The organism is Nostoc sp. DedQUE05 (assembly GCF_034530955.1).
Lineage (GTDB): Bacteria > Cyanobacteriota > Cyanobacteriia > Cyanobacteriales > Nostocaceae > Nostoc.
Map to the genome: position 1 here is coordinate 188,897 of NZ_JAVRCB010000001.1, position 20,668 is coordinate 209,564.

Consider the following 20,668-nt stretch of genomic DNA (forward strand, 5'->3'; position numbering starts at 1 on the left):
ACCTTGTGATTATTTATAGCACCTTTGACCTCTCTCCAAACCTCTCTCCTCTTAGGAGAGAGGCTTTGAGGCTATACTCCCCTTCTTACTCCCCTTCCCTGCGAGGGAAGGGGCTGGGGGTTAGGTCTGTCTTGCCTTGCGCCAACTCTTTCGCTCTCGCCTGGGAATCAAACTTTAATTTATTATCCCACTGTTGCGCTTTGCGAAACTTTTCCACAGCGCCACTAATATCATCATTTCGCGCTAACTTCTCACCTTGGATAACTAATACTGTAGCGCCTTGCGCCAACCGCGATCGCGTTTGGCATGATTGCAACTCTTCTAACACTTCTGGATGGGCAATGAGGTAATTATTCAGCAAATTGCAACCACTGTCTAATAAATTATCAAAATCCAAATCCCATAAAATTATTGTGTTGTCATCACTAGAAGAAGCTAACTGTTGTCCATTGGGGCTGAAAGCGATGCTATTGACCCTATCAGTATGACCAGTCAGGGATTTGAGGAGTTGACCACTGTTGATATCCCAGATTTTGATAGTCTTATCCCGACTAGCAGAAGCTAACTGTTGTCCATCAAGGCTGTAGGCAACACTTCTGACCGCATCAGTATGACCAGTAAAAGTTTTGAGGAGTTGACCACTGCTGACATCCCAAATTTTGATGGTGTTGTCAGCACTAGCAGAAGCTAACTGTTGTCCATCAAGGCTGTAGGCGACACTAATGACCCAACTGCCATGACCAGAAAGGGTTTTGAGGAGTTGACCACTGCTAACATTCCAGATTTTGATTGTGTTGTCAGCACTAGCGGAAGCTAACTGTTGTCCATTGGGACTGTAGGCGACGCTAATGACCCAATGGCTATGATCAGAAAGGGTTTTGAGGAGTTGACCACTGCTGACATCCCAAATTTTGATGGTCTTATCCCGACTAGCAGAAGCTAACTGTTGTCCATTGGGGCTGTAAGCCACACTAAAGACCGAACTGCTATGACCAGCCAGGGATTTCAGGAGTTGACCACTACTGACATCCCAGATTTTGATGGTGTTGTCATCACTAGCAGAAGCTAACTGTTGTCCATTGGGGCTATAGGCGATGCCAATGATCCTATCGCTATGACCAGCCAGGGATTTCAGGAGTTGACCACTACTGACATCCCAGATTTTGATGGTCTTGTCATCACTAGCAGAGGCTAACTGCTGTCCATTGGGACTGTAGGCGATGCTATTGACCTCTTTACTATGACCAGTTAGGGTTTTAGGGGGTTTACCACTACTGACATCCCAGATTTTGATGGTCTTGTCCCAACTAGCAGAAACTAACTGTTGTTTATTGGGGCTGTAGGCAACGCTATAGACCAGACCGCTATGTCCAGTAAGGGTTTTAGTGGGTTTACCACTGTTGATATCCCAGATTTTGATGGTGTTATCACCACTAGCAGAAGCTAACTGTTTCCCATTACGGCTGTAGTCCACGCCAAAGACTCCACTGATATGACCAGTAAGGGATTTGAGGAGTTTACCACTGCTGACATCCCAGATTTTGATTGTCTTGTCAGCACTAGCAGAAGCTAATTGTTGTTTATTGGGATTGTAAGCGATGCTATTCACCACATCGCTATGACCAGTAAGGGATTTGAGGAGTTTACCACTGCTGACATCCCAGATTTTGATTGTCTTGTCAGCACTAGCAGAAGCTAATTGTTGTTTATTGGGATTGTAGGCGATGCTAATGACTTCTTTGCTATGACCAGTAAGGGTTTTGAGAAGTTGGCCACTGCTGACATCCCAGATTTTGATCGTCTTATCCCGACTAGCAGAAGCTAATTGTTGTCCATTCGGGCTGTAGGCGATGCTATTCACCACATCGCTATGACCAGTAAGGGTTTTGAGGAGTTTACCACTGCTGACATCCCAGATTTTGATTGTCTTGTCAGCACTAGCAGAAGCTAATTGTTGTTTATTGGGATTGTAAGCGATGCTATTCACCACATCGCTATGACCAGTAAGGGATTTGAGGAGTTTACCACTACTGACATCCCAGATTTTGATCGTCTTGTCATCACTAGCAGAGGCTAACTGTTGTCCATTAGGGCTGTAGGCAATGCTATTGACCGCACTGCTATGCCCTTCTAAAGTATTTACCTCGATCGCACGATTTTCTTTTGGCTCATTTGGCTGTAAGTAAACCGCTTGCTGTAAAGTTAACACGATTTGCATTAAGAGATCGCTTCTGTGCTGTGCCCAAATTGTATGCTTGAGTTTGCTACCTGCCCTTAAGGCTGTTATTAAAGCATCTGAATATTGTCCAGAGGCAAAAAAAGCTTGAGAAGAATTATTGATGGCGCTAATTTGATTAACATTTGCCTCTACTGCCCACTGAAATGTTGTCGCTACCAATCCAGTAAATCCTAAACCTGCGGCGATGGAACTAAAAAGGGTGCGTTTGAGAAAGTTATTTAGTTTCGCCTCACTCAGTTTTCTTTCTTTTCGTTCCTTTTCCAGTTCCGCCATCACCTGCTTTAACTTCGGTTCTTGTTGCTGGCGGATAAAGGTAGCGATGTAGTCATGTACCAGTTGATAACGATCGGCGGGGTTTTCTGGTAGCAAAACCACTAAGCCGGATTGAACAAAAATCTCTAACACTAAATCTAATTTGCTGATTTCAGAAGCTTGTTTTGCCCTAGTTTTCGATCCCCCCGCCTGTGGCGATCGCCTTAAAAAGGGGGTAGAAAGAATGAAGCCCCTCTTTTTAAGGGAAATTGGGGAAATCTCCGAGAAGTATGCGAACAAATCGCGTTCCAACTCAGCGCGAGTCTTCAGGGGGCGAGTTCCTTTTTCATCCGTCAGCAAATACAGTAATATGTCTGCTGCTTGCTGATTTTCTTCACCGCAATCATTAACAACCTCATGCAAATAACGCTTAACCAATTCGTCTTTTGTGCCGCGTTGCCGATATTCTGCCAGAGTTGTAATATTCTCTGTTTGCAGTTGCGCCCCCACAACCTGCAACTCAATGGGACGAACTTCACCCAATTCTCCGGCTAAATCTTGTACCAGTTGTTCAACTAAAGCAGGTTCTAAGTGAAAACTAGTATTTTCAGTTAAACGCTGAATAATTGACTTGGCATCAGCAAGTGAGAAATTCCCCAACTTGTAAAGTACATTATTACTGAGAATGTCATTGCCAATAATCTTGAGACTCGACAAATCATTGCACTCTAGCAAGTAATGGATGTAATCTACCCGCAGCGATAAGATAATTTTCACCGATAGAACATTCAGACACTCTCCCAGAAACTCAAAGAATTGCTTCCTTTGTGCAGGTTCGGTGTAAACAAAGAAAAATTCCTCAAATTGATCGAAAATTAACACTGTGCGGAGGTTACGCTGTTCGTTTTCTTTGAGTCTGGATATCAAATATTGCGGAGTTCTGAGTTCTGAGGGTGGAAGTTGACCTTCTGAGGGTGGAAGTTGACCTTCTGAGGGTGGAAGTTGACCTTCTGAGGGTGAACGTTGACCTTCTGAGGGTGAACGTTGACCTTCTGAGGCTCGACGTTGACCTTCTGAGGGTGAAAGTTGACCTTCTGAGGGTGAAAGTTGACCTTCTGAGGTCGAAGTTCCGAGTTCAGAGGTCGAAACTTGAAGTTTTAACTCTCCCCCATCCCCCTTGTCCCCTTGTCCCCTTGTCCCCTTGTCCCCCTCATCCCCCTCATTCCCCAAAAGCCTCCCCAACTCTTCCACCCAGTTGGTGTAAACGCGCATTACCACCGGCAAATAATCTTGAGTACCGATCGCTTTATTCTTTAAAGCCGGCACCAGTCCCGCATTCACCAGGGAACTTTTGCCTACACCCGATTGCCCATGAATTACTATCAACTTATAATCAGGGCGACCCATGCGTTCGATTAAACGTTCTATATCCAACAGACGACCAGATGCAGCAATTTCTGGGGCAATATTTCCTTGGGGATAATTTAAGCGCAATGTCTCGACAAATGCCTGTTTTGTAGCTTCTAACTTACCCGCACCAATAAAAGCCCGCAAGCCAAATTGCTGTTCAACGGAACGCCGTTGCTGTTTGATTTTGTATGCTTTGAGATATTCTTTCTGCTCAAAATAAAGCTGCTGCAAAAACCTGATAATATCCAAGTAAAGCCTGACATCTTCTAAGGGATTACCCACATCCCTAGCAGTTTCTAAGCTGAGTGTTGCCTCTTTAATTTGACTTAAATGGTATTGAGAACGACCTAAAATAAATTGATATAAACTCAAGTCTTTTGATTTTAAAATCTTTTCAGGAATATCAGATAAAATCCCTGAGATATTAGCTGATTCCTGATTTGGAATCGCTGTAAAAACTTCTAATGCTTGCTTGACTAACTGATTTGCTTTCATCCAGTTTTTTTGAGCCAAAGCCACCTCAGCTAAAAAACCGTAATCTTTGGCTAATTCCCTTGGCTGCTTGTTATTTTGATGGATTACTAAAGCTTGTTCCGAAAGACTCTGCAATATTTCCCACTTTTTCAGGTCTCGCAAAATATCACCGAACTTCACTACAGCGTCAGCAATTAAATCTGGACTTTTAAATTGGCTAATAAAATGTATATACTCTTGAAGATAATGCCAAGTTGTCTGCCCATCTTGACAATTGATATCTTGATGCTTCAAAGCTTTGAGATAATAGCAAAAGCTAATCTCACCGATGACTTTTGCCTGCCTTTCTAAATTATGACTTTGCTGCCAAAGCTTATAAGCTTTGTGATAATGCTCTAACGCCGAATCTTTTTGATTATTTATCTGTTTAACAAAACCTAATAGAGATTCTAAATTAGCTTGAATATCTAAATTATAAATATCTGGCTTTTTAATTAAATCTCTTTGCGCTGCTTCTAACTCATTTTCCAGCTTAAGATATACATCGAAGCTAAATTTTAAGTTATTATTAAACCATTGATTAGCCGTTTCGATGATAAAATCTACTAATTGCTGTGTTGATATGGCAAAATTTCTCGTAGTTGCCCAACTTTCCAAATCTGGCGCCAGCTGTATTAGATGCTTGTAGATTTCATCGTCAATCCACAACACTAAGGGAAAAGCAAAATTCTTGCGAAACTCCTCCCGCACCTGATTTGCAGAAGTTAACATCACAGGCAAATTCTGCACGGATTCCAAACCGACAACCATCACACAGGCTGGCATTTCTGCGCCGAATTCTTCTTGAATCGCAGTATAAAGAGTCTTGTTCGATTGCTGCACCGTCAAGACACGAATTTCGACTTGACAAATTTCTTGCAGTCTGGAAATTAAGCGATCGCGCAAGCTGGCATAATTACACCGGGCCAATATCAGCTTAAACTGTCCCACGGAGGATTCGATCGCCCAAGCTAATTGTTGCAGTCCCTTTTCATTTTCAGGTTGCTGTAAATCTGTCATACCAATTTGGAATTTTGGATTTTGGATTAAATAGCTAGGGCGAATAGCAGATATCGGGTGTGTACCGCGAAGCATAACGCAGCCGAAACCGAAGATGGTGCTTTACGGAAGCCTTAACACACCCTACCCTTAAGAAACGTTCAACTCTCTTGCCTCAGCCAAAACCGGATTAACATCAAACCAAGACTCGCCACCATCGCGATATTCAAACACAAATCGACTGCGAATCAGTTTTTGATATCCGTGGTCATCACTTACCTTTTTCCTTTCCTTGACATGGCGTAACAATTGCCACTCATCCTCAGAAATCGGCAACATGATTTCATTCCGCCGAGAACGAATAACTTGCTCTAGGGTTTCACGGGTTAGAGGAAGACTCATCTCTTCCATAATCCAGGTATTCAGCAGCCTCAACACATCTCGCACATGACCACCGCTCATTTGACATAAACGCTCTAAGCTAGCAGCACTATCAAAAATCTCGGTAACTTTACTTAAACGCTCCTCTGGTTTCATGTCAGGAAAAGCTCTAGCAAGCACCATCTGCTGCATGAGTGACATTCCCTGTGTATGAACGTTGCCATCAGCCCATTGTATAGGAACCATTGGTAACACCTTGGGGTCTTCTGGGAAACGCTGAGTCAGCATTCCGTAATCATTGGAAAACTTCAAAGATAAGGGCATGGTGTAGATGAGATGACAATTCAGCTTCGTCAAAAACTCACCCTGATCGACAAATAAATATTCTTGCTGCGGACGACCCCAAGGTTTGGCACGATTATCTATGCGGTCAAGATTATCGACAATTACCACCAGACCATTTTTACCCTGCTGTTTGAGTTTTGCGATCGCAGGTTCCAATAATTCTTGATTAATCGCTTCCAGCAGTTTAGTTTTCTGCGGTGCTAAATACTGATTGAGTTTTTCTCGCAGCGCTGGGTCATTTTTCATCTTCGCGGTGATTTCCCCAATGCCCACAGACAGAGAAAACTTATCTTTATCTGCGGATAAACCGACATCCCCCACCACCGGAAGCTTAACTTTTCCCGCCGTCACCTCGGAGTTTAAAACTTTCCAAGCACCTTGCAGCAACTCATTAAACTTGTTAGGTGACTCCAAAGTAATTTTATCCAGACTTTGACTCACCCGCCGAGCGATCGCTAGCAGCACATCAGCAATATCGACATCGGTCATTTCCAAATCGTCACTGGATTCAAAATAGACCACATGAAAACCTAACTTTTCCAGTTCTGCCTGTAACCGTAATAGTTCCGTAGATTTCCCACAACCAATATGCCCAGTAAATAAAGTGCAAGTGGGTTCATTCGGCTTAAAAAAAGTGATTTTCTGCTTCAGCTTGCCCAGAATATCACCACCTCGTACCGAGGAAAAATCTATATAATACTTGCCATCAGAGCTATTGTTGACAAACAGAGTTCTGCTGGGATCGCTAGCCTGATAAAATTCCCGTAAATCTATGGACATAACCTGGTAGTGCAATAATCTGGTATTGTCTTAACATATCCTTGTGGAAAAGGATAAAGTTATTTACATCTTGGCATCTGAATATTTCGGAGAATTTTCGCTTTTTCTGCCTCAAAGGCGATCGAATGACATCGCGAATTCTCTGCGTACCTCTGCGCTTACCTCAGCGTGCCTCTGCGTTTAAACTTCACCCCTCAATTCCCCACGACCTTACCCAAAGCTGTAAGTAATATGAAGCAATCTGTAAAAACCAAGACTTTTTTTTGATACTATTTAAGACCGGACTCTTTAAATATTGATTGACGTATGAGCAAAGGTACCCTGTTTGATAAAGTTTGGGACTTACACACCGTTGGTACACTTCCCTCAGGGCTGACGCAACTATTTATCGGGCTTCACCTAATTCATGAAGTAACCAGTCCCCAGGCTTTTGCTATGTTACGCGAAAGAGGTCTAAAAGTACTCTTTCCACAGCGTACCGTCGCCACAGTCGATCATATTGTGCCCACAGAAAACCAGGTGCGTCCCTTTGCCGATAACTTGGCAGAGGAAATGATTCAGGCGCTGGAAAATAACTGTCAAGAAAATAACATAACTTTTTACAATATTGGTTCTGGTAGCCAGGGTATAGTTCACGTCATCGCTCCCGAACTCGGACTGACTCAGCCAGGAATGACGATCGCTTGTGGAGATAGTCACACTTCCAGTCATGGAGCATTTGGTGCGATCGCATTTGGTATTGGTACTAGCCAAGTCCGGGATGTTCTCGCTTCTCAAACCCTCGCCTTATCCAAACTGAAAGTCCGCAAAATCGCAGTTTACGGCACTCTCAACCCTGGTGTTTACGCCAAAGATGTAATTTTACATATCATCCGTTCACTTGGTGTTAAAGGTGGCGTGGGTTATGCCTACGAATTTGCCGGTACGACATTTGAGCAAATGAATATGGAAGAGAGGATGACTGTCTGCAATATGGCGATCGAAGGCGGTGCTAGATGCGGCTATGTCAATCCCGATCGAGTCACTTACGATTACCTCAAAGGCAGAGATTTTGCACCCATTGATGCAGATTGGGATAAAGCAGTAGCTTGGTGGGACTCAATCAAGAGCGATGCAGATGCCCAATATGATGATGTAGTGATATTCGACGCTGCAAAAATTCCTCCTACCGTGACCTGGGGGATTACTCCCGGTCAAGGTATCGGTGTCAACCAGTCAGTACCTCAACCAGAAGAACTGCTAGAAGAAGACCGATTCATTGCCGAAGAAGCTTACCGCTACATGGATTTATATCCCGGTCAACCGATCAAGGGGACTAAAATAGATGTCTGCTTCATTGGTAGTTGCACCAACGGTAGAATTAGCGATTTGCGAGAAGCGGCAAAAATCGCCAAAGGTCGCCACGTTGCCGAAGGAATCAAAGCTTTTGTTGTCCCCGGTTCGGAACGGGTGAAGGAAGAGGCGGAAGCTGAAGGACTAGATAAAATCTTTCAGGAAGCCGGATTTGAGTGGCGCGAACCAGGATGTTCCATGTGTCTGGCCATGAACCCCGATAAGCTGCAAGGAAGACAAATCAGCGCTTCTTCCTCCAACCGCAACTTTAAAGGAAGACAGGGTTCCTCCTCTGGTCGGACATTATTAATGAGTCCGGCGATGGTCGCCACGGCTGCGATTAAAGGCGAAGTTTCTGATGTACGTGAGTTGCTGTAATTTTGGGCATGGGGCATTGGGCATGGGGCATTGGTTATGAATTATTCTCCTTTGCCCCAGTCCCCAGTCCCCAGTCCCCAGTCCCCAGTCCCCAATCCCTTTGTCAAGTTATATGGTGAGTGAAGTTAAAACAGTTTCAGGGCGCGGTATACCTTTAGTGGGTAATGATATAGATACCGATCGCATCATTCCGGCGCGATATTTGAAAGCCGTTACCTTTGATGGCTTAGGTGAAGGCGCATTTATCGATGACCGAACAGCACTTAAAGGCGAACATCCCTTTGACCAACCCCAATACAAAGGCGCGAATATTTTAATAGTCAACCGTAACTTTGGCTGTGGTTCATCACGGGAACATGCACCTCAAGCGATCGCAAAATGGGGAATCCAAGCTTTAATTGGTGAAAGCTTCGCCGAAATCTTTTTCGGTAACTGTGTGGCAATGGGTATACCTTGTTTGACAGCCGATGCTGTAACTGTTAAACAACTGCAAGATTTAGTCACTGCTAATCCCCAAGCCGCCGTGACAGTGGATTTGGAAAGTTTGCAAGTGCAAATTGGTGATTATATTGCTTCAGTTGCGATCGGTGAAGGTACAAGAAGCACATTTATTTCTGGAACTTGGGATGCTTGCGGTCAGTTGGTGGCGAATGCTGACCAAGTTCGGGCAACAGCGACAAAATTACCTTACGTCGGTTGGAGCAATTTAGCCGCGAGTTAGTATTCTCTCATTCCCTGCCTGACAGCCAGGGAATGATATCATCTTCGGTAAATTACTTGTAATTCCTTCGTGGTCTTTAAATACTGTTCGGTTAAGCCAGGAGACGCGATGAATCGCCGTCTCTACAATAATGGTCGGTCTTTAACCAAATCGTATTGCGTGGACTCTCCCCTACTAGGCTTACGGTGTATACACAAGTAATCTGATTACCCAAAAGTCCTTCTAAACCTCACCCTGGCTTTACCTAGCAAAACCAGGGTGAGGTTCTTTTATTATGGGCAATTCAGCGGACACGATATAAGCCGCCGAATTTATAGCACAAGCCTTGGTGGTTAGGACATTAACAGATGATAAAACTTAGACACAACAAGACTTTTCACCCAATCCCCAGCGATGCACTGAGCTTGTCGAAGTGTCACCAGTCCCCAGTCCCTTGCTATACGTAACTCTAGAACCAAAATATTGAATCAGATTAAAGTATTACATTTTACTCATTGGATAAATAGTTGTTTGAGAGTAAATGTAATAACAAATGCTCAAACTTAAACAAAATTCTAGGTTAATGATTGAATAAATCGATTTTTATTAAGTGCTTTGAAATCACTGCTACTTATAAATATTTGAACAAAAACTTACCATATTTTACATATTAACACCCACTTATTAATGCTATTCAACGAATTAAGCAGTTGTCAGCAAAGTCACAATACGAATACGGATTAGTATTTAATGTCGTCATTTCTTCAACGTTACTTACATTTGTTTGAACTTTAGCGAAAATCGTTCAATCAGTTGAAAGCTACTCTGCTAAAGGCATTCACGAGTTACTCTTTCTTTTTCAAATGACGTGAAAAGTCAGGATACAGTCAGGTATGTCTCTAAAATTCCTAGTGAAGAAAGTTTACAAAACCAATCTTTTGCATAAAACAAGAAAATATCTCTGATTAATACTTAGCAGCTAAAAACTATAAGTTTTCTAGTTCATAGAGAGAAACTAGTACTTCCAAACATTTCTTAAAAATGAAGTATTAGTAACTCATTGTTCGCTGAGATAAATTAAGAATTAGGAGTATTAATCATGGCAGTAACTTGGATTCCAGGCCCAGGCCCGACTAATGGAGCAGATGTAGGTATTAGTAATGCCGCTTCTGATAACTTCAATGGTTTGGATGGAAATGACAGCCTTTTTGGAAATGCTGGTAATGACCTGTTACGAGGTGGCGATGGTATCGACTTTCTATCCGGTGGGAACGGACAGGATACCCTAATCGGAGATCGTGGTAACGACACTTTCATCGGCGGAAACGGCAACGATCGCCTGATCTGGAACAATGGTGACGGTAGCGATAGAATGAGCGGTAACGCTGGCTATGACGTGGTTGAGGTCAACGGCGCGGGTGTAGGAGACAACTTCCGCCTGCAACAAGATGCTCAAGGCAGGGCAATCTTCGATCGCCTGAACTTGGTTCCCTTTACTCTGACTGTAGACAGTGCAGAAAGGTTTGAAATCAATGGTGGTGGTGGTGATGACACCCTCGCTGTCAACAACCTGTCAGGAACTTCTGTAAATGCAGTCTGGTTCACAGGCGGGGCTGGCAATGATGTGCTGGATGGTAGTGGCACAACAACACCGTTGAGAGCCTTCGGTGGTGAGGGTAATGACAGTCTCACAGGTGGTACTGGCAATGATAACCTTTATGGTGATGCCGATAATGACCTGTTACGAGGTGGCGATGGTATCGACTTTCTATCTGGTGGGGACGGGAACGATACCATAGTTGGAAATCGCGGCAATGACACCTTCACTGGTGGATACGGCAACGATCGCCTGATTTGGAACAATGGTGATGGTAGCGACAGAATCAGTGGTAATGCAGGCTATGACGTGGTTGAGGTCAACGGCGCGGGTGTAGGAGACAACTTCCGCCTGCAACAAGATGCTCAAGGCAGGGCAATCTTCGATCGCCTGAACTTGGTTCCCTTTACTCTGACTGTAGACAGTGCAGAAAGGTTTGAAATCAATGGTGGTGGCGGTGATGACACCCTTGATGTCAACAACCTGTCAGGAACTTCTGTAAATGCGGTATGGTTCACAGGCGGGGCTGGCAATGACTTCCTGGATGGTAGTGGCACAGCGACAACGTTGAGAGCCTTCGGTGGTGAGGGTAATGACGTTCTCTATGGTGGTGCTGGCAATGACTTACTCTATGGAGATGCTGGTAACGATATTTTACGAGGTGGTAAAGGTAATGACATTCTGACTGGTGGTGCTGGTGGCGATCGCTTTGTATTCAACTCCGGTGCTGGGTACAATGGTGCCGATCTCGGTGTAGATAAAATTACTGACTTCAGCTACTTCAGCGATAAAATTGTCCTCGATAAGACAACTTTTGCCGGACTCAATAATCTGTCCCAAATTAAGATAGTAGCTAATGATGCAGCCGCTGCAACTAGCTCTGGACTCATTACTTACAGTCTTGGAACTGGCAACTTGTTCTTCAACCAAAACTTGACATCACCAGGCTATGGGACAGGTAGTTTGTTTGCCAACATTGATAACGATAACAATCAATTCACAGCCCCACCATTATTATCAGCGACAAACTTTGAGATCGTTGCGTAAACATCTCTCAAAATCCATAGAAGCTAAGGCATGTCTGCAAGCTGACAGTGAAATTCTAATTAGCAATCATCAATGTTGCTAATTAAAGATAATTGAATCCTCCTCATACTTTAAATATGGGGAGGATTATACAGCAGTTTTCTTTTGCATGAAGTACGAGGCTGCAAAGGCGTAGTCAGCCGTAGACATTGCTTTGGAAAAAGAGGCAATTTTAGGCGATCAAAAATATTCCGAAAAAGTTCCTAATTTATGTCTTGAAAGTCAGATTATGGATGAACTTTAATGAAAAATAAAATATATTTAAACACAATATTGTAAATGACTTAAATTTTGTTGTACTCTAATAATAGAAAGATTTTGTAACCTAATAAATCGATTAATATGCGTTTACCTATCATTATCAGTGCAACACTATTGCTTTCTCTAAGTATGAACCTACCAGCTATATCCGAAACTAGTGCAGAGAAAGCACAATATCAAACGCAAACGAATAATAGCTTGAATTCAAGACGATTGAAATTTAATAAGCGTTTGTGGGAGCAGGCAAATATTTCTAACTATCGCATTACGGTTAGCAACAGTTGCTTCTGCATACCAGATGCTAGAGGGCCAGTAGTTATTCAAGTACGTAATGGTCAACCAATTTCAGTCACTTCTGTAGCTACAGGTCAACCAGTTAATCCAGAATTCTTTCAAAAATATGACACAATTCCCGAACTCTTTAATGTGATTCAAGATGCTATCAACCGTAAGGCATTCAACCTGGATGTAGAATACAATGCTAAACTTGGCTATCCAACTAAAATTAATATCGATTACAATAGTCAAATAGCTGATGAAGAAATCTTTTTGACAATCGAGAATTTTCAGGAAGTGAAAACTAGACGTTAAACTGATTACTTGCGCTTCATCTCGACCGGAAATAGGGGTAAATTAGCAACTCCAAAGCGAGATTTAATACTTCAATTTATCCCAAAAAGCTAATAGCGATCCAATACGCTTGAGTTAAAGGTCATTCGTGTAGATAATGGTTTTTCAAGACGCGATAAATCGCGTCTCTACATCTGGATTTTGTTGCTCATTCTGAACTGTATTGGATAGCTATTAGCTTTTCATAAAAATTAACACTTTGATTAAGTTATATTGATTTTGTGCGACGAATTCTCAATTATTCAACGAATTTATTGTGTTTGAGGGCTTGACTAAAAACAGTTACTTCTGCTAGTCTCAAATTACTCGATAAGATTAGCGCTTGCTCTAAGTTTATGCAGTAGTTGCGATCGCAGTAACTTTACTAATACCAGACTAGAATTTAACTTTTTACAGATGGCTTAAAGTCGTACACCCATTTGTGAAAATCATCATTCATACTCATTTGCCGCTCTTGCGTCTGCCCAGTAGATGCCACGGTGTTAATGTCGTAGTACCGCATTTCACCCAAGGCACTACGAGCTTGAATGAGTTTTGTCCGCTCGATGCGACACTGTTCGTAGCTAGTCAGAGCTTCTTGCAGATTAGCTGAATCAGAAAAACACTCTCGTAGTTGGTATGCATCTTCAAAAGTGGTATTGGCTCCTTGTCCCATTGCAGGCGCCATTGGATGAGCGGCATCGCCTAAGAGAGTGACTCTGCCTTGACTCCATTGAGTTAACGGTGGGCGATCGCAAATCGGCCCTTCCCAAATTTCTTCGGCTGGTGTCGCTTCTACCACCTCCCGAAAGGATTTATCCCAGTCGGCTAATTCATTGAGAATACGAGACTTCACTTCATTAGCGCTGTGCGAAAGGGAGTACTCAGGCGAGAACTTGCGACTAATCCAACTGGTATAGCCGCCACCCACATTCAAAAGGTACATAAACTGTTGATTGCCTTTGGCAAAAACTAGGTCATAGTCATTAAATAGCTCGTGGCGATACTCAATGACGGCACGCCAACACATACTACCGATATAATTAGGCTTACCCTCGCCAAATAAAGTTTCTCTAATGACAGAGTTAACGCCATCAGCCCCAATCAGCAAATCTGCATCTACCGATTTTTTGCCATCAAAATGAATTTTCACACCCTTTGCATCTTGCTCAAAGCCGATGCAGCGATGATTGAGGTGAATAATATCAGACGGCAATCTCGATGCTAAGACTTGTTGTAGACGATACCACCAAATAGTTAATAACGGTTGTCCGTATTGCTCTAAATATTTAGTGGCGTTAGTTCGGATTGTTTCTCCCTGAATACTCTTTAAAACCGTGTGGTGAACCTCGCATCCCGAACTTTTGAGGGTTTCGACAATTCCCGGCGCGATCGCATCTAGAGAATTCAAGCCATTAGGGGCTAGCCCTAGTCCAGTTCCCGCCGGACGAAATTCTTGGGCTTTTTCGTATACTTGCACCTCTATCCCTTGGCTTCTCAGTGCGATCGCAGCAGCCAAACCGCCTGGGCCAGCACCGACAATAGCAACTTTCTCTACTATGGGTTGAGAGAATTTCTGAGTGTTTGTGTTCATATTATTAAGTCAGAATGCCGAATATTCCCATGAATATATACACTTATTCCATGTCTGAAGGCAACTTTATCTTTTAGCTAGATCCACAGTTATTACTTTGACTCCTAAATAGTTTTTTAGTCAATCTTCCTTAAGAATCAACCCTGAATTTGTTTTGCGGTTGCTGGGAGTAACAAAAACTGCACGCTTCAGCATTTTTTCCTAATTCGACAAACGCAAATAAATACCGTTACGCCTATTTGAGCGATAAATTCATTAAATTTGACTTTTAATTTTCATAAACTTCCTGTAAGGTCACTAAGCTTACTGTATTATTTTCATATTCAAAAAAATTGTGAAAAAGAGTTTGGATGAAATTTAAAGCAGCTTCTGTATGTATTGGTTTAAGTGAGTTCATTGCCGCTGATTGTAAATTACCCACAAGTGATTGCTTGAGAGGTTAGCTATTTATGCCTTTTACCATCCGTTATTGCCGTTACCTTCGATTCTAAATGTCAGGAAGTAACGCTATAACAACCGCAGACTTTTATCGCTAGTATAGTAAATGATGTAATTATTATCTACATGAGACATGGCAGAAAATTCCTTAGCTTCAAGAACTTCAGACTCACTGACTCAGGAAGTGAAAATATTCGCTTCAGAAGAAGTAGAATTATCGCTGAATGTTAATAATACATCTTACTCCTTGAAGATAGAACCTCGTGTGACATTACTAGATGCACTGCGAGAAAAGCTGGGTTTGATGGGGACTAAAAAAGCTTGCGATCGCGGTGAATGTGGTGCATGTACTGTATTAGTTAATAATCGGCGAATTAACTCTTGTATGACTCTAGCAATCATGCACATCGGTGCTGAAATTACCACAATTGAGGGATTAGCACAAGATGGGAAACTCCATCCTATGCAAACAGCCTTTATTACCCATGATGCTTTTCAATGTGGCTACTGTACATCAGGTCAAATTATCTCAGCCGTAGGGATGATATTAGAAGAATTACCAAAATCTGAAGCAGAAATTCGAGAAAACATGAGTGGAAACCTTTGCCGTTGTGGAGCATATCCAAATATTATTGCGGCGATTCGAGATGTGCTAGAGGAAAAGCAAGATGCAGCCATTTAGTTATGCTAAAGTTACCTCAGAAGAAGTGGCGATCGCAATAGTTGAGCAAGAGAAAACTGCTGTATTTATTGCTGGGGGCACAGATTTACTGGGATTAATGAAAGATGGAGTCCAAACAGCGAATATATTAATTGATATTAATAGTTTGCCCTTAGCAAATATTGAATTTCAACCTCAAGGAATCCGCATTGGTGCGATTTCTCGAATGAGCGATGTAGCTTTTCATCCCAAAATTCAGGAATGTTATCCGGTAATTAGCCAAGCTTTATTACAAAGCGCTTCACCGCAACTGCGAAATATGGCAACAGTGGGCGGAAATTTACTGCAACGAGTCCGCTGTGGTTACTTTCGCGATCCGGTTTTTCCTTGTAATAAACGCACTCCCGGTATAGGTTGTTCGGCAATTACAGGTAACAATCGAATGCATTCCATTTTCGGAGCTAGCGAACATTGCATTGCCGTTCATCCTTCCGATTTAGCTGTAGCTTTGACGGCATTAGATGCAGTGCTTTGCATCCAAGGAATAGAACAATCACGGCGAATTTCAATTGATGATTTTTATCTCTTACCAGGTGAGACACCAGCAAAAGAAACTCTATTACAGCCTGGAGAATTAATTGTTGCTATTGAAGTTGCAGATTTTGCATATAAATCACATTATTTAAAAGTAAGGGATCGAGCTTCTTACGAATTTGCTCTCGTTTCCGTAGCTGTTGCTTTAGATATAGAACAAGACACGATAAAATCAGCACGTATCGCTTTTGGGGGAGTAGCACCCAAACCTTGGCGTGCAAGGGATGCTGAGGAATTTCTTAAAGGGAAAGAAATTAACGAAGATATCTTTACAGCCGCAGCAGCAGCAGCCGTCAAAGAAGCAAAACCGCAAACGCATAATGAATTCAAAATTGAGTTAGTCAAACGCGCTTTGGTACGCGCACTCTCAGTTGTGGCAGAAGGGGACAAGGGGACAAGGGGATAAGGGGACAAGGGGACAAGGAAGAGGAGTAATAATTAATTGATATGAATAAAATTATTGGGAAACCACTCGATCGCGTTGATGGTAAGCTGAAAGTAACGGGAGAAGCACCTTACACAGCCGATGTGCCAATCGAGAATTTAACTTATGGAGTGATTTTTCAAAGCGCGATCGCCTGCGGTAAAGTTATCCAAATAGACGCATCCGCAGCCGCAGTCTCCCCTGGTGTGCTAGATGTCGTTACTTACCAGCAAACCCCATCTCTGGTAAAAATACCTTTCTTTGGGCCTCCACAACCTCAGTCAACTGAAAAAGACCATAATATCTACTACGATGGTCAACATCTGGGGGTTGTAATTGCCCAAACTTTAGAAGAAGCCGAAACTGCCGCCTGTAAGATAAAAATTATCTACGAAGAAGCCATTCCGACAGTCACAATGGCACATACAGAGCTATTTGAACCCGAATCAATATTTTTTGGGATGATGCCAGTTAAAATCACTAGAGGGGATGTTGAATCGGGGAAAGTACAGGCAGATGTCTTGGTAGAGCAAGTTTATAGCACGCCAGTAGAACATCATAATCCCCTAGAGCCTTCTGCAACCATCGCTATGTGGGAGGGAGATAACTTGACGCTCTATGAAACCACTCAAGGCGTTTTTGCAACCCAAAGCCGAATTGCATCTATTCTGAATATTCCCGAAGAAAATGTCCGCGTCATCTCCAAATACTTAGGCGGTGGATTTGGTTGTAAAGCACTGCTGCGATCGCATACGATTTTAGCAGCGATCGCATCTCGTCAGGTAAAACGCCCTGTAAAAGTAGTGCTAACGCGATCGCAAATGTACACTGCTTGCGGCCACCGTTCTGAAACTCAGCAGCAGCTAACACTAGGTGCAACCAAAGAAGGTAAACTAACTATCATTGAGCAAATTGGGACATCTTTAACTTCCGTATTTGATGACTTTGCCGAACCAGTGGGTGCAGCAACAATCATGATGTACGCCTGTGCCAATTTGGAAATTAAATACCGTTTGGGACGGATCAACGCCGGCACACCAACCTTTATGCGGGGGCCAGGAGAAGCGCCGGGAATGTTTGCCTTAGAATCGGCAATGGATGAATTGGCATACACCTTAAATATCGATCCAATTGAACTAAGATTAAGAAATCATGCAGATATCGATCCGCACAAAGGATTACCTTGGTCAAGTAAATCCCTGAAAGAATGTTATCAAAAAGGGGCAGAAATTTTTGGATGGACACAACGCAATCCAGTTCCCCGTTCCATGCGAGACAATCATTTCCTGATTGGCTGGGGAATGGCAAGTGCGACATTTCCTACCAATGCCAGAACTGCATCAGTCAAGGTAGAAATTTTTGCCACTGGAGAAGTGAAAGTACAAAGCGGTACTCAAGATATCGGTACAGGTACTTATACAGTGATGACGCAGGTAGCTGCTGAAGTATTGGGATTACCAGTGCAGTTTGAATTAGGTGATACTAATCTTCCCAAAGCCCCGATTACAGGGAACTCAATTACCGTTGGGAGTGTTTCGCCGGCGGTGCATCAAACTGCGATCGCCGCACGGGATAAGATAATTAAAATGGCGATCGAAGATTCTAATTCTTTGCTTTACGGCTTGCAAGCAGAAGATATTGCCGTTGAGTCAGGGCAAATATTTTTAAAACAAGACTCATCAAAGCGAGACAGCTACACCGATATTCTGCGCCGTCATGGATTAGAAAGTTTAGAAGTTACAGAAGAATCCTCACTCAATCCAGAGAGCCAACAATATGCCAAACATTCTTTTGGTGCGATATTTGTCGAAGTTGCAGTTGATGAGTTGTTAGGAGAAATCAAAGTTAGACGTTGCGTAGGCGTTTATGATGCTGGGCGAATTCTCAACTTCAAGACAGCGCGGAGTCAAGTTATCGGCGGAATTACCTGGGGAATTGGTATGGCGCTGATGGAGAAAACTGTCATAGATCCTAATCAAGGCAGAATAGTTGGTGCTAACCTTTCCGATTACCTAATTCCCGTTCATGCAGATATCCCCAATATGGAAGTGCAATTCATTGAAGAACCCGATCCTTATGTGAATGCACTAGGAACCAAAAGCTTAGGGGAACTGCCGATTGTGGGGGTAGCGGCTGCCATCTCTAATGCAGTTTATCATGCCACAGGTAAGCGGATTCGCGATCTGCCAATTACACCAGATAAGTTGTTGTGAGCGAATCGGTTTGTAATTACAGCAGAAATCATCTATTTGAACCACATCTGTTGTAGGGACGCAAGCCCTTGCGCCCCTACCACGCGGTCTATTTAGCTGAAAATAGCTGTAATATCATGTCCGCTTGATTGCTTATTAAACCCGAAGAACCCCACCCCGCCAAAGCTGTGCTTTGTCTCCCCTCCCCGCAGGCGGGGAGGGGTTGGGGGTGGGGTTCTTTTATTATGGGTAATTAGGCGGAAATTATATTACATAATGTCCGCCTAATTAGTTATGTTGCAATATTTCGTATTAATATCGTGATGTTTGCCATGAATATTGCAATGTTTGTCAGGAATGTCGCAATGTTTCTGATGAACATTCCAATATTTATTATTATTAATATTAGGTTTATAAAAAATATTTTTGTTTAACCACCGTTTTATAATAATTTTTTACATACAGTATCTCGTTTAAAATACTACAGATTCAAAGGAAAAATTTGATGAACCAGTGGCAACCTACTCCTCAACTCAAGAGTGACTTTTAAATTCGCTCCCCTTCTCTCAAAATTGGGAGAAGGGGTTGGGGGATGAGGGCAAATTTTGCATTTGTGCAACAAGTCTAATCAAGTTGAGTATTTACCATTAATTTCTATATAACCCTCTGAAAGATCGCAACCCCATACAGTTGCAGAGGCATCACCAATATTAAGGCTAACATGAATATCTACTTTATCTTGAGACATAATTTGCCGTAACTGTTCTAGATTTTCATTAGTTAAGCTACTAGGATAAACTTTCACATTATCAAAACTAATAACAACTTTATCTTGATTTATTTGCTGTTCGTTTTCACATTTGCCTATCGCCATAGCAACTCTTCCCCAATTCGGATCTGCTCCATAAACAGCAGTTTTTACTAATGGGGAATTTACAATTGCTTTCGCTACTGTTTTAGCTTGTGTATAGTTAATCGCTGAATCTACAGTTACCTCAATTATTTTAGTAGCACCTTCTGCATCTCGTGCAATTTTCAACACTAATTCCTGTGCAACTTCTTGCAATGCCCTAGCAAAATCTGGTTCTGAAACTTCACCAGCTATTCCATTAGCTAAAATCACAGCAGAGTCACTAGTAGAAGTGTCAGTGTCTACACTCAAGCAATTAAAAGTTTTATCTATAGTAGAGCGAAAAATAGAACGAAGGCTATTTGCAGAAATTGCAGCGTCAGTAAAAAAGAAAGTTAGAAGAGTAGCCATATTCGGCTCAATCATGCCAACGCCTTTGGCAATTCCTACTAACTTGGCATTTCCTATTTGTCGTGTAGCTAGTTTCGCTACTGTATCGGTGGTCATAATACCACGAGCGGCGGCATGAAAATCAGCATCAGTCAATTTTTTGCCCAATCCTAATAAACCAGCCCGGATTTTTTCAATCGGGTAACGTCTGCCAATTACACCTGTAGAAGCGATCGCGATATTATGTGCAGCAATTCCAGTTTCAGTTGCAACTAATTGCAGAACTTCTTGAGCATCAGCGATGCCAACCGAACCATTAGCTACATTTGCATTCTTAGATATAACGACAATTGCTTGTGCTTGTGAATCTTTTAAATTATCGCGGCTAATAGTAACACTTGGCCCAGCAAAAAGACTTTGAGTGAAAACTCCATCTGCAACACAAGGGACTGATGATTTAATAAATACAAAATCATCAGTTGTATCTCGTATTCCCAAATTCGTGATGAATGCACTAAAACCTTGAGGTGTAGAAGATATAGTTAATGACATTTTTCGATATTTAATAATTTGGTTTAATTATCTCATATCAAGTTCAGTTATTAGTCATTTGTCCTTGGTCATTTGTCCTTTGTAATGACAA

The 20,668-nt window shown here is 42.4% G+C and carries 11 protein-coding genes; 7 read left to right on the top strand and 4 right to left on the bottom strand.

All coding sequences use genetic code 11. The features are described from left to right. Positions 1-85 precede the first annotated feature (85 nt). Both RMZ42_RS00795 and RMZ42_RS00800 read right to left on the bottom strand, forming a co-directional pair. A complete protein-coding gene (locus RMZ42_RS00795; RefSeq protein ID WP_322669606.1) occupies positions 86-5,509 on the bottom strand; it encodes a ribosome assembly protein 4 in 5,424 nt (1,807 codons plus the stop codon). Positions 5,510-5,563: 54 nt separating this feature from the next. Beyond that, positions 5,564-6,919, bottom strand: coding sequence for a P-loop NTPase fold protein (locus RMZ42_RS00800; protein WP_322669607.1), 1,356 nt, complete (start codon positions 6,917-6,919; stop codon positions 5,564-5,566). 306 nt (positions 6,920-7,225) lie between these two features. Between RMZ42_RS00800 and leuC the strand changes: the two genes are divergently transcribed. The 4 genes from leuC to RMZ42_RS00820 all read left to right on the top strand — a co-directional run bounded on the left by leuC (position 7,226) and on the right by RMZ42_RS00820 (position 12,864). Continuing rightward, the gene (gene leuC, locus RMZ42_RS00805; protein WP_322669608.1) at positions 7,226-8,629 is read left to right on the top strand and encodes a 3-isopropylmalate dehydratase large subunit; all 1,404 of its coding nucleotides are present in this window, start codon (positions 7,226-7,228) and stop codon (positions 8,627-8,629) included. Positions 8,630-8,741: 112 nt separating this feature from the next. Further along, on the top strand, positions 8,742-9,350 hold the full coding sequence (gene leuD / locus RMZ42_RS00810) for a 3-isopropylmalate dehydratase small subunit (RefSeq protein ID WP_322669609.1): 609 nt from the start codon (positions 8,742-8,744) through the stop codon (positions 9,348-9,350). Between the two features lie 1,078 nt (positions 9,351-10,428). Then, on the top strand, positions 10,429-11,973 hold the full coding sequence (locus tag RMZ42_RS00815; RefSeq protein ID WP_322669610.1) for a calcium-binding protein: 1,545 nt from the start codon (positions 10,429-10,431) through the stop codon (positions 11,971-11,973). Positions 11,974-12,354: 381 nt separating this feature from the next. Then, positions 12,355-12,864 (top strand): DUF6174 domain-containing protein, encoded by a 510-nt coding sequence (locus RMZ42_RS00820; RefSeq protein ID WP_322669611.1) that lies wholly within the window; start codon positions 12,355-12,357, stop codon positions 12,862-12,864. Between the two features lie 421 nt (positions 12,865-13,285). On the opposite strand, the gene RMZ42_RS00825 is transcribed toward RMZ42_RS00820, so the two are convergent. Then, on the bottom strand, positions 13,286-14,476 hold the full coding sequence (locus RMZ42_RS00825; protein WP_322669612.1) for an FAD-dependent oxidoreductase: 1,191 nt from the start codon (positions 14,474-14,476) through the stop codon (positions 13,286-13,288). Positions 14,477-15,047: 571 nt separating this feature from the next. Here RMZ42_RS00825 and RMZ42_RS00830 point away from each other — a divergent pair. Genes RMZ42_RS00830 through RMZ42_RS00840 form a run of 3 tightly spaced genes read left to right on the top strand, consistent with a single transcriptional unit; the run spans position 15,048 to position 18,806 of the window. Beyond that, the gene (locus tag RMZ42_RS00830; RefSeq protein ID WP_322669613.1) at positions 15,048-15,596 is read left to right on the top strand and encodes a (2Fe-2S)-binding protein; all 549 of its coding nucleotides are present in this window, start codon (positions 15,048-15,050) and stop codon (positions 15,594-15,596) included. Beyond that, positions 15,583-16,575: a xanthine dehydrogenase family protein subunit M gene (locus tag RMZ42_RS00835; protein WP_322669614.1), complete on the top strand. Its 993-nt coding sequence runs from the start codon at positions 15,583-15,585 to the stop codon at positions 16,573-16,575. Before RMZ42_RS00830 ends, RMZ42_RS00835 begins: the two co-directional genes overlap by 14 nt. 41 nt (positions 16,576-16,616) lie before the next feature. Then, entirely contained in the window at positions 16,617-18,806 is a 2,190-nt protein-coding gene (locus RMZ42_RS00840) for a xanthine dehydrogenase family protein molybdopterin-binding subunit (RefSeq protein WP_322669615.1), read from the top strand. A 607-nt stretch (positions 18,807-19,413) separates the two neighbouring features. Here the strand turns inward: RMZ42_RS00840 and argJ are convergent. Continuing rightward, complete coding sequence (gene argJ / locus RMZ42_RS00845) at positions 19,414-20,577, bottom strand: bifunctional glutamate N-acetyltransferase/amino-acid acetyltransferase ArgJ (RefSeq protein ID WP_322669616.1); 1,164 nt, start codon at positions 20,575-20,577, stop codon at positions 19,414-19,416. Positions 20,578-20,668: the final 91 nt, after the last annotated feature.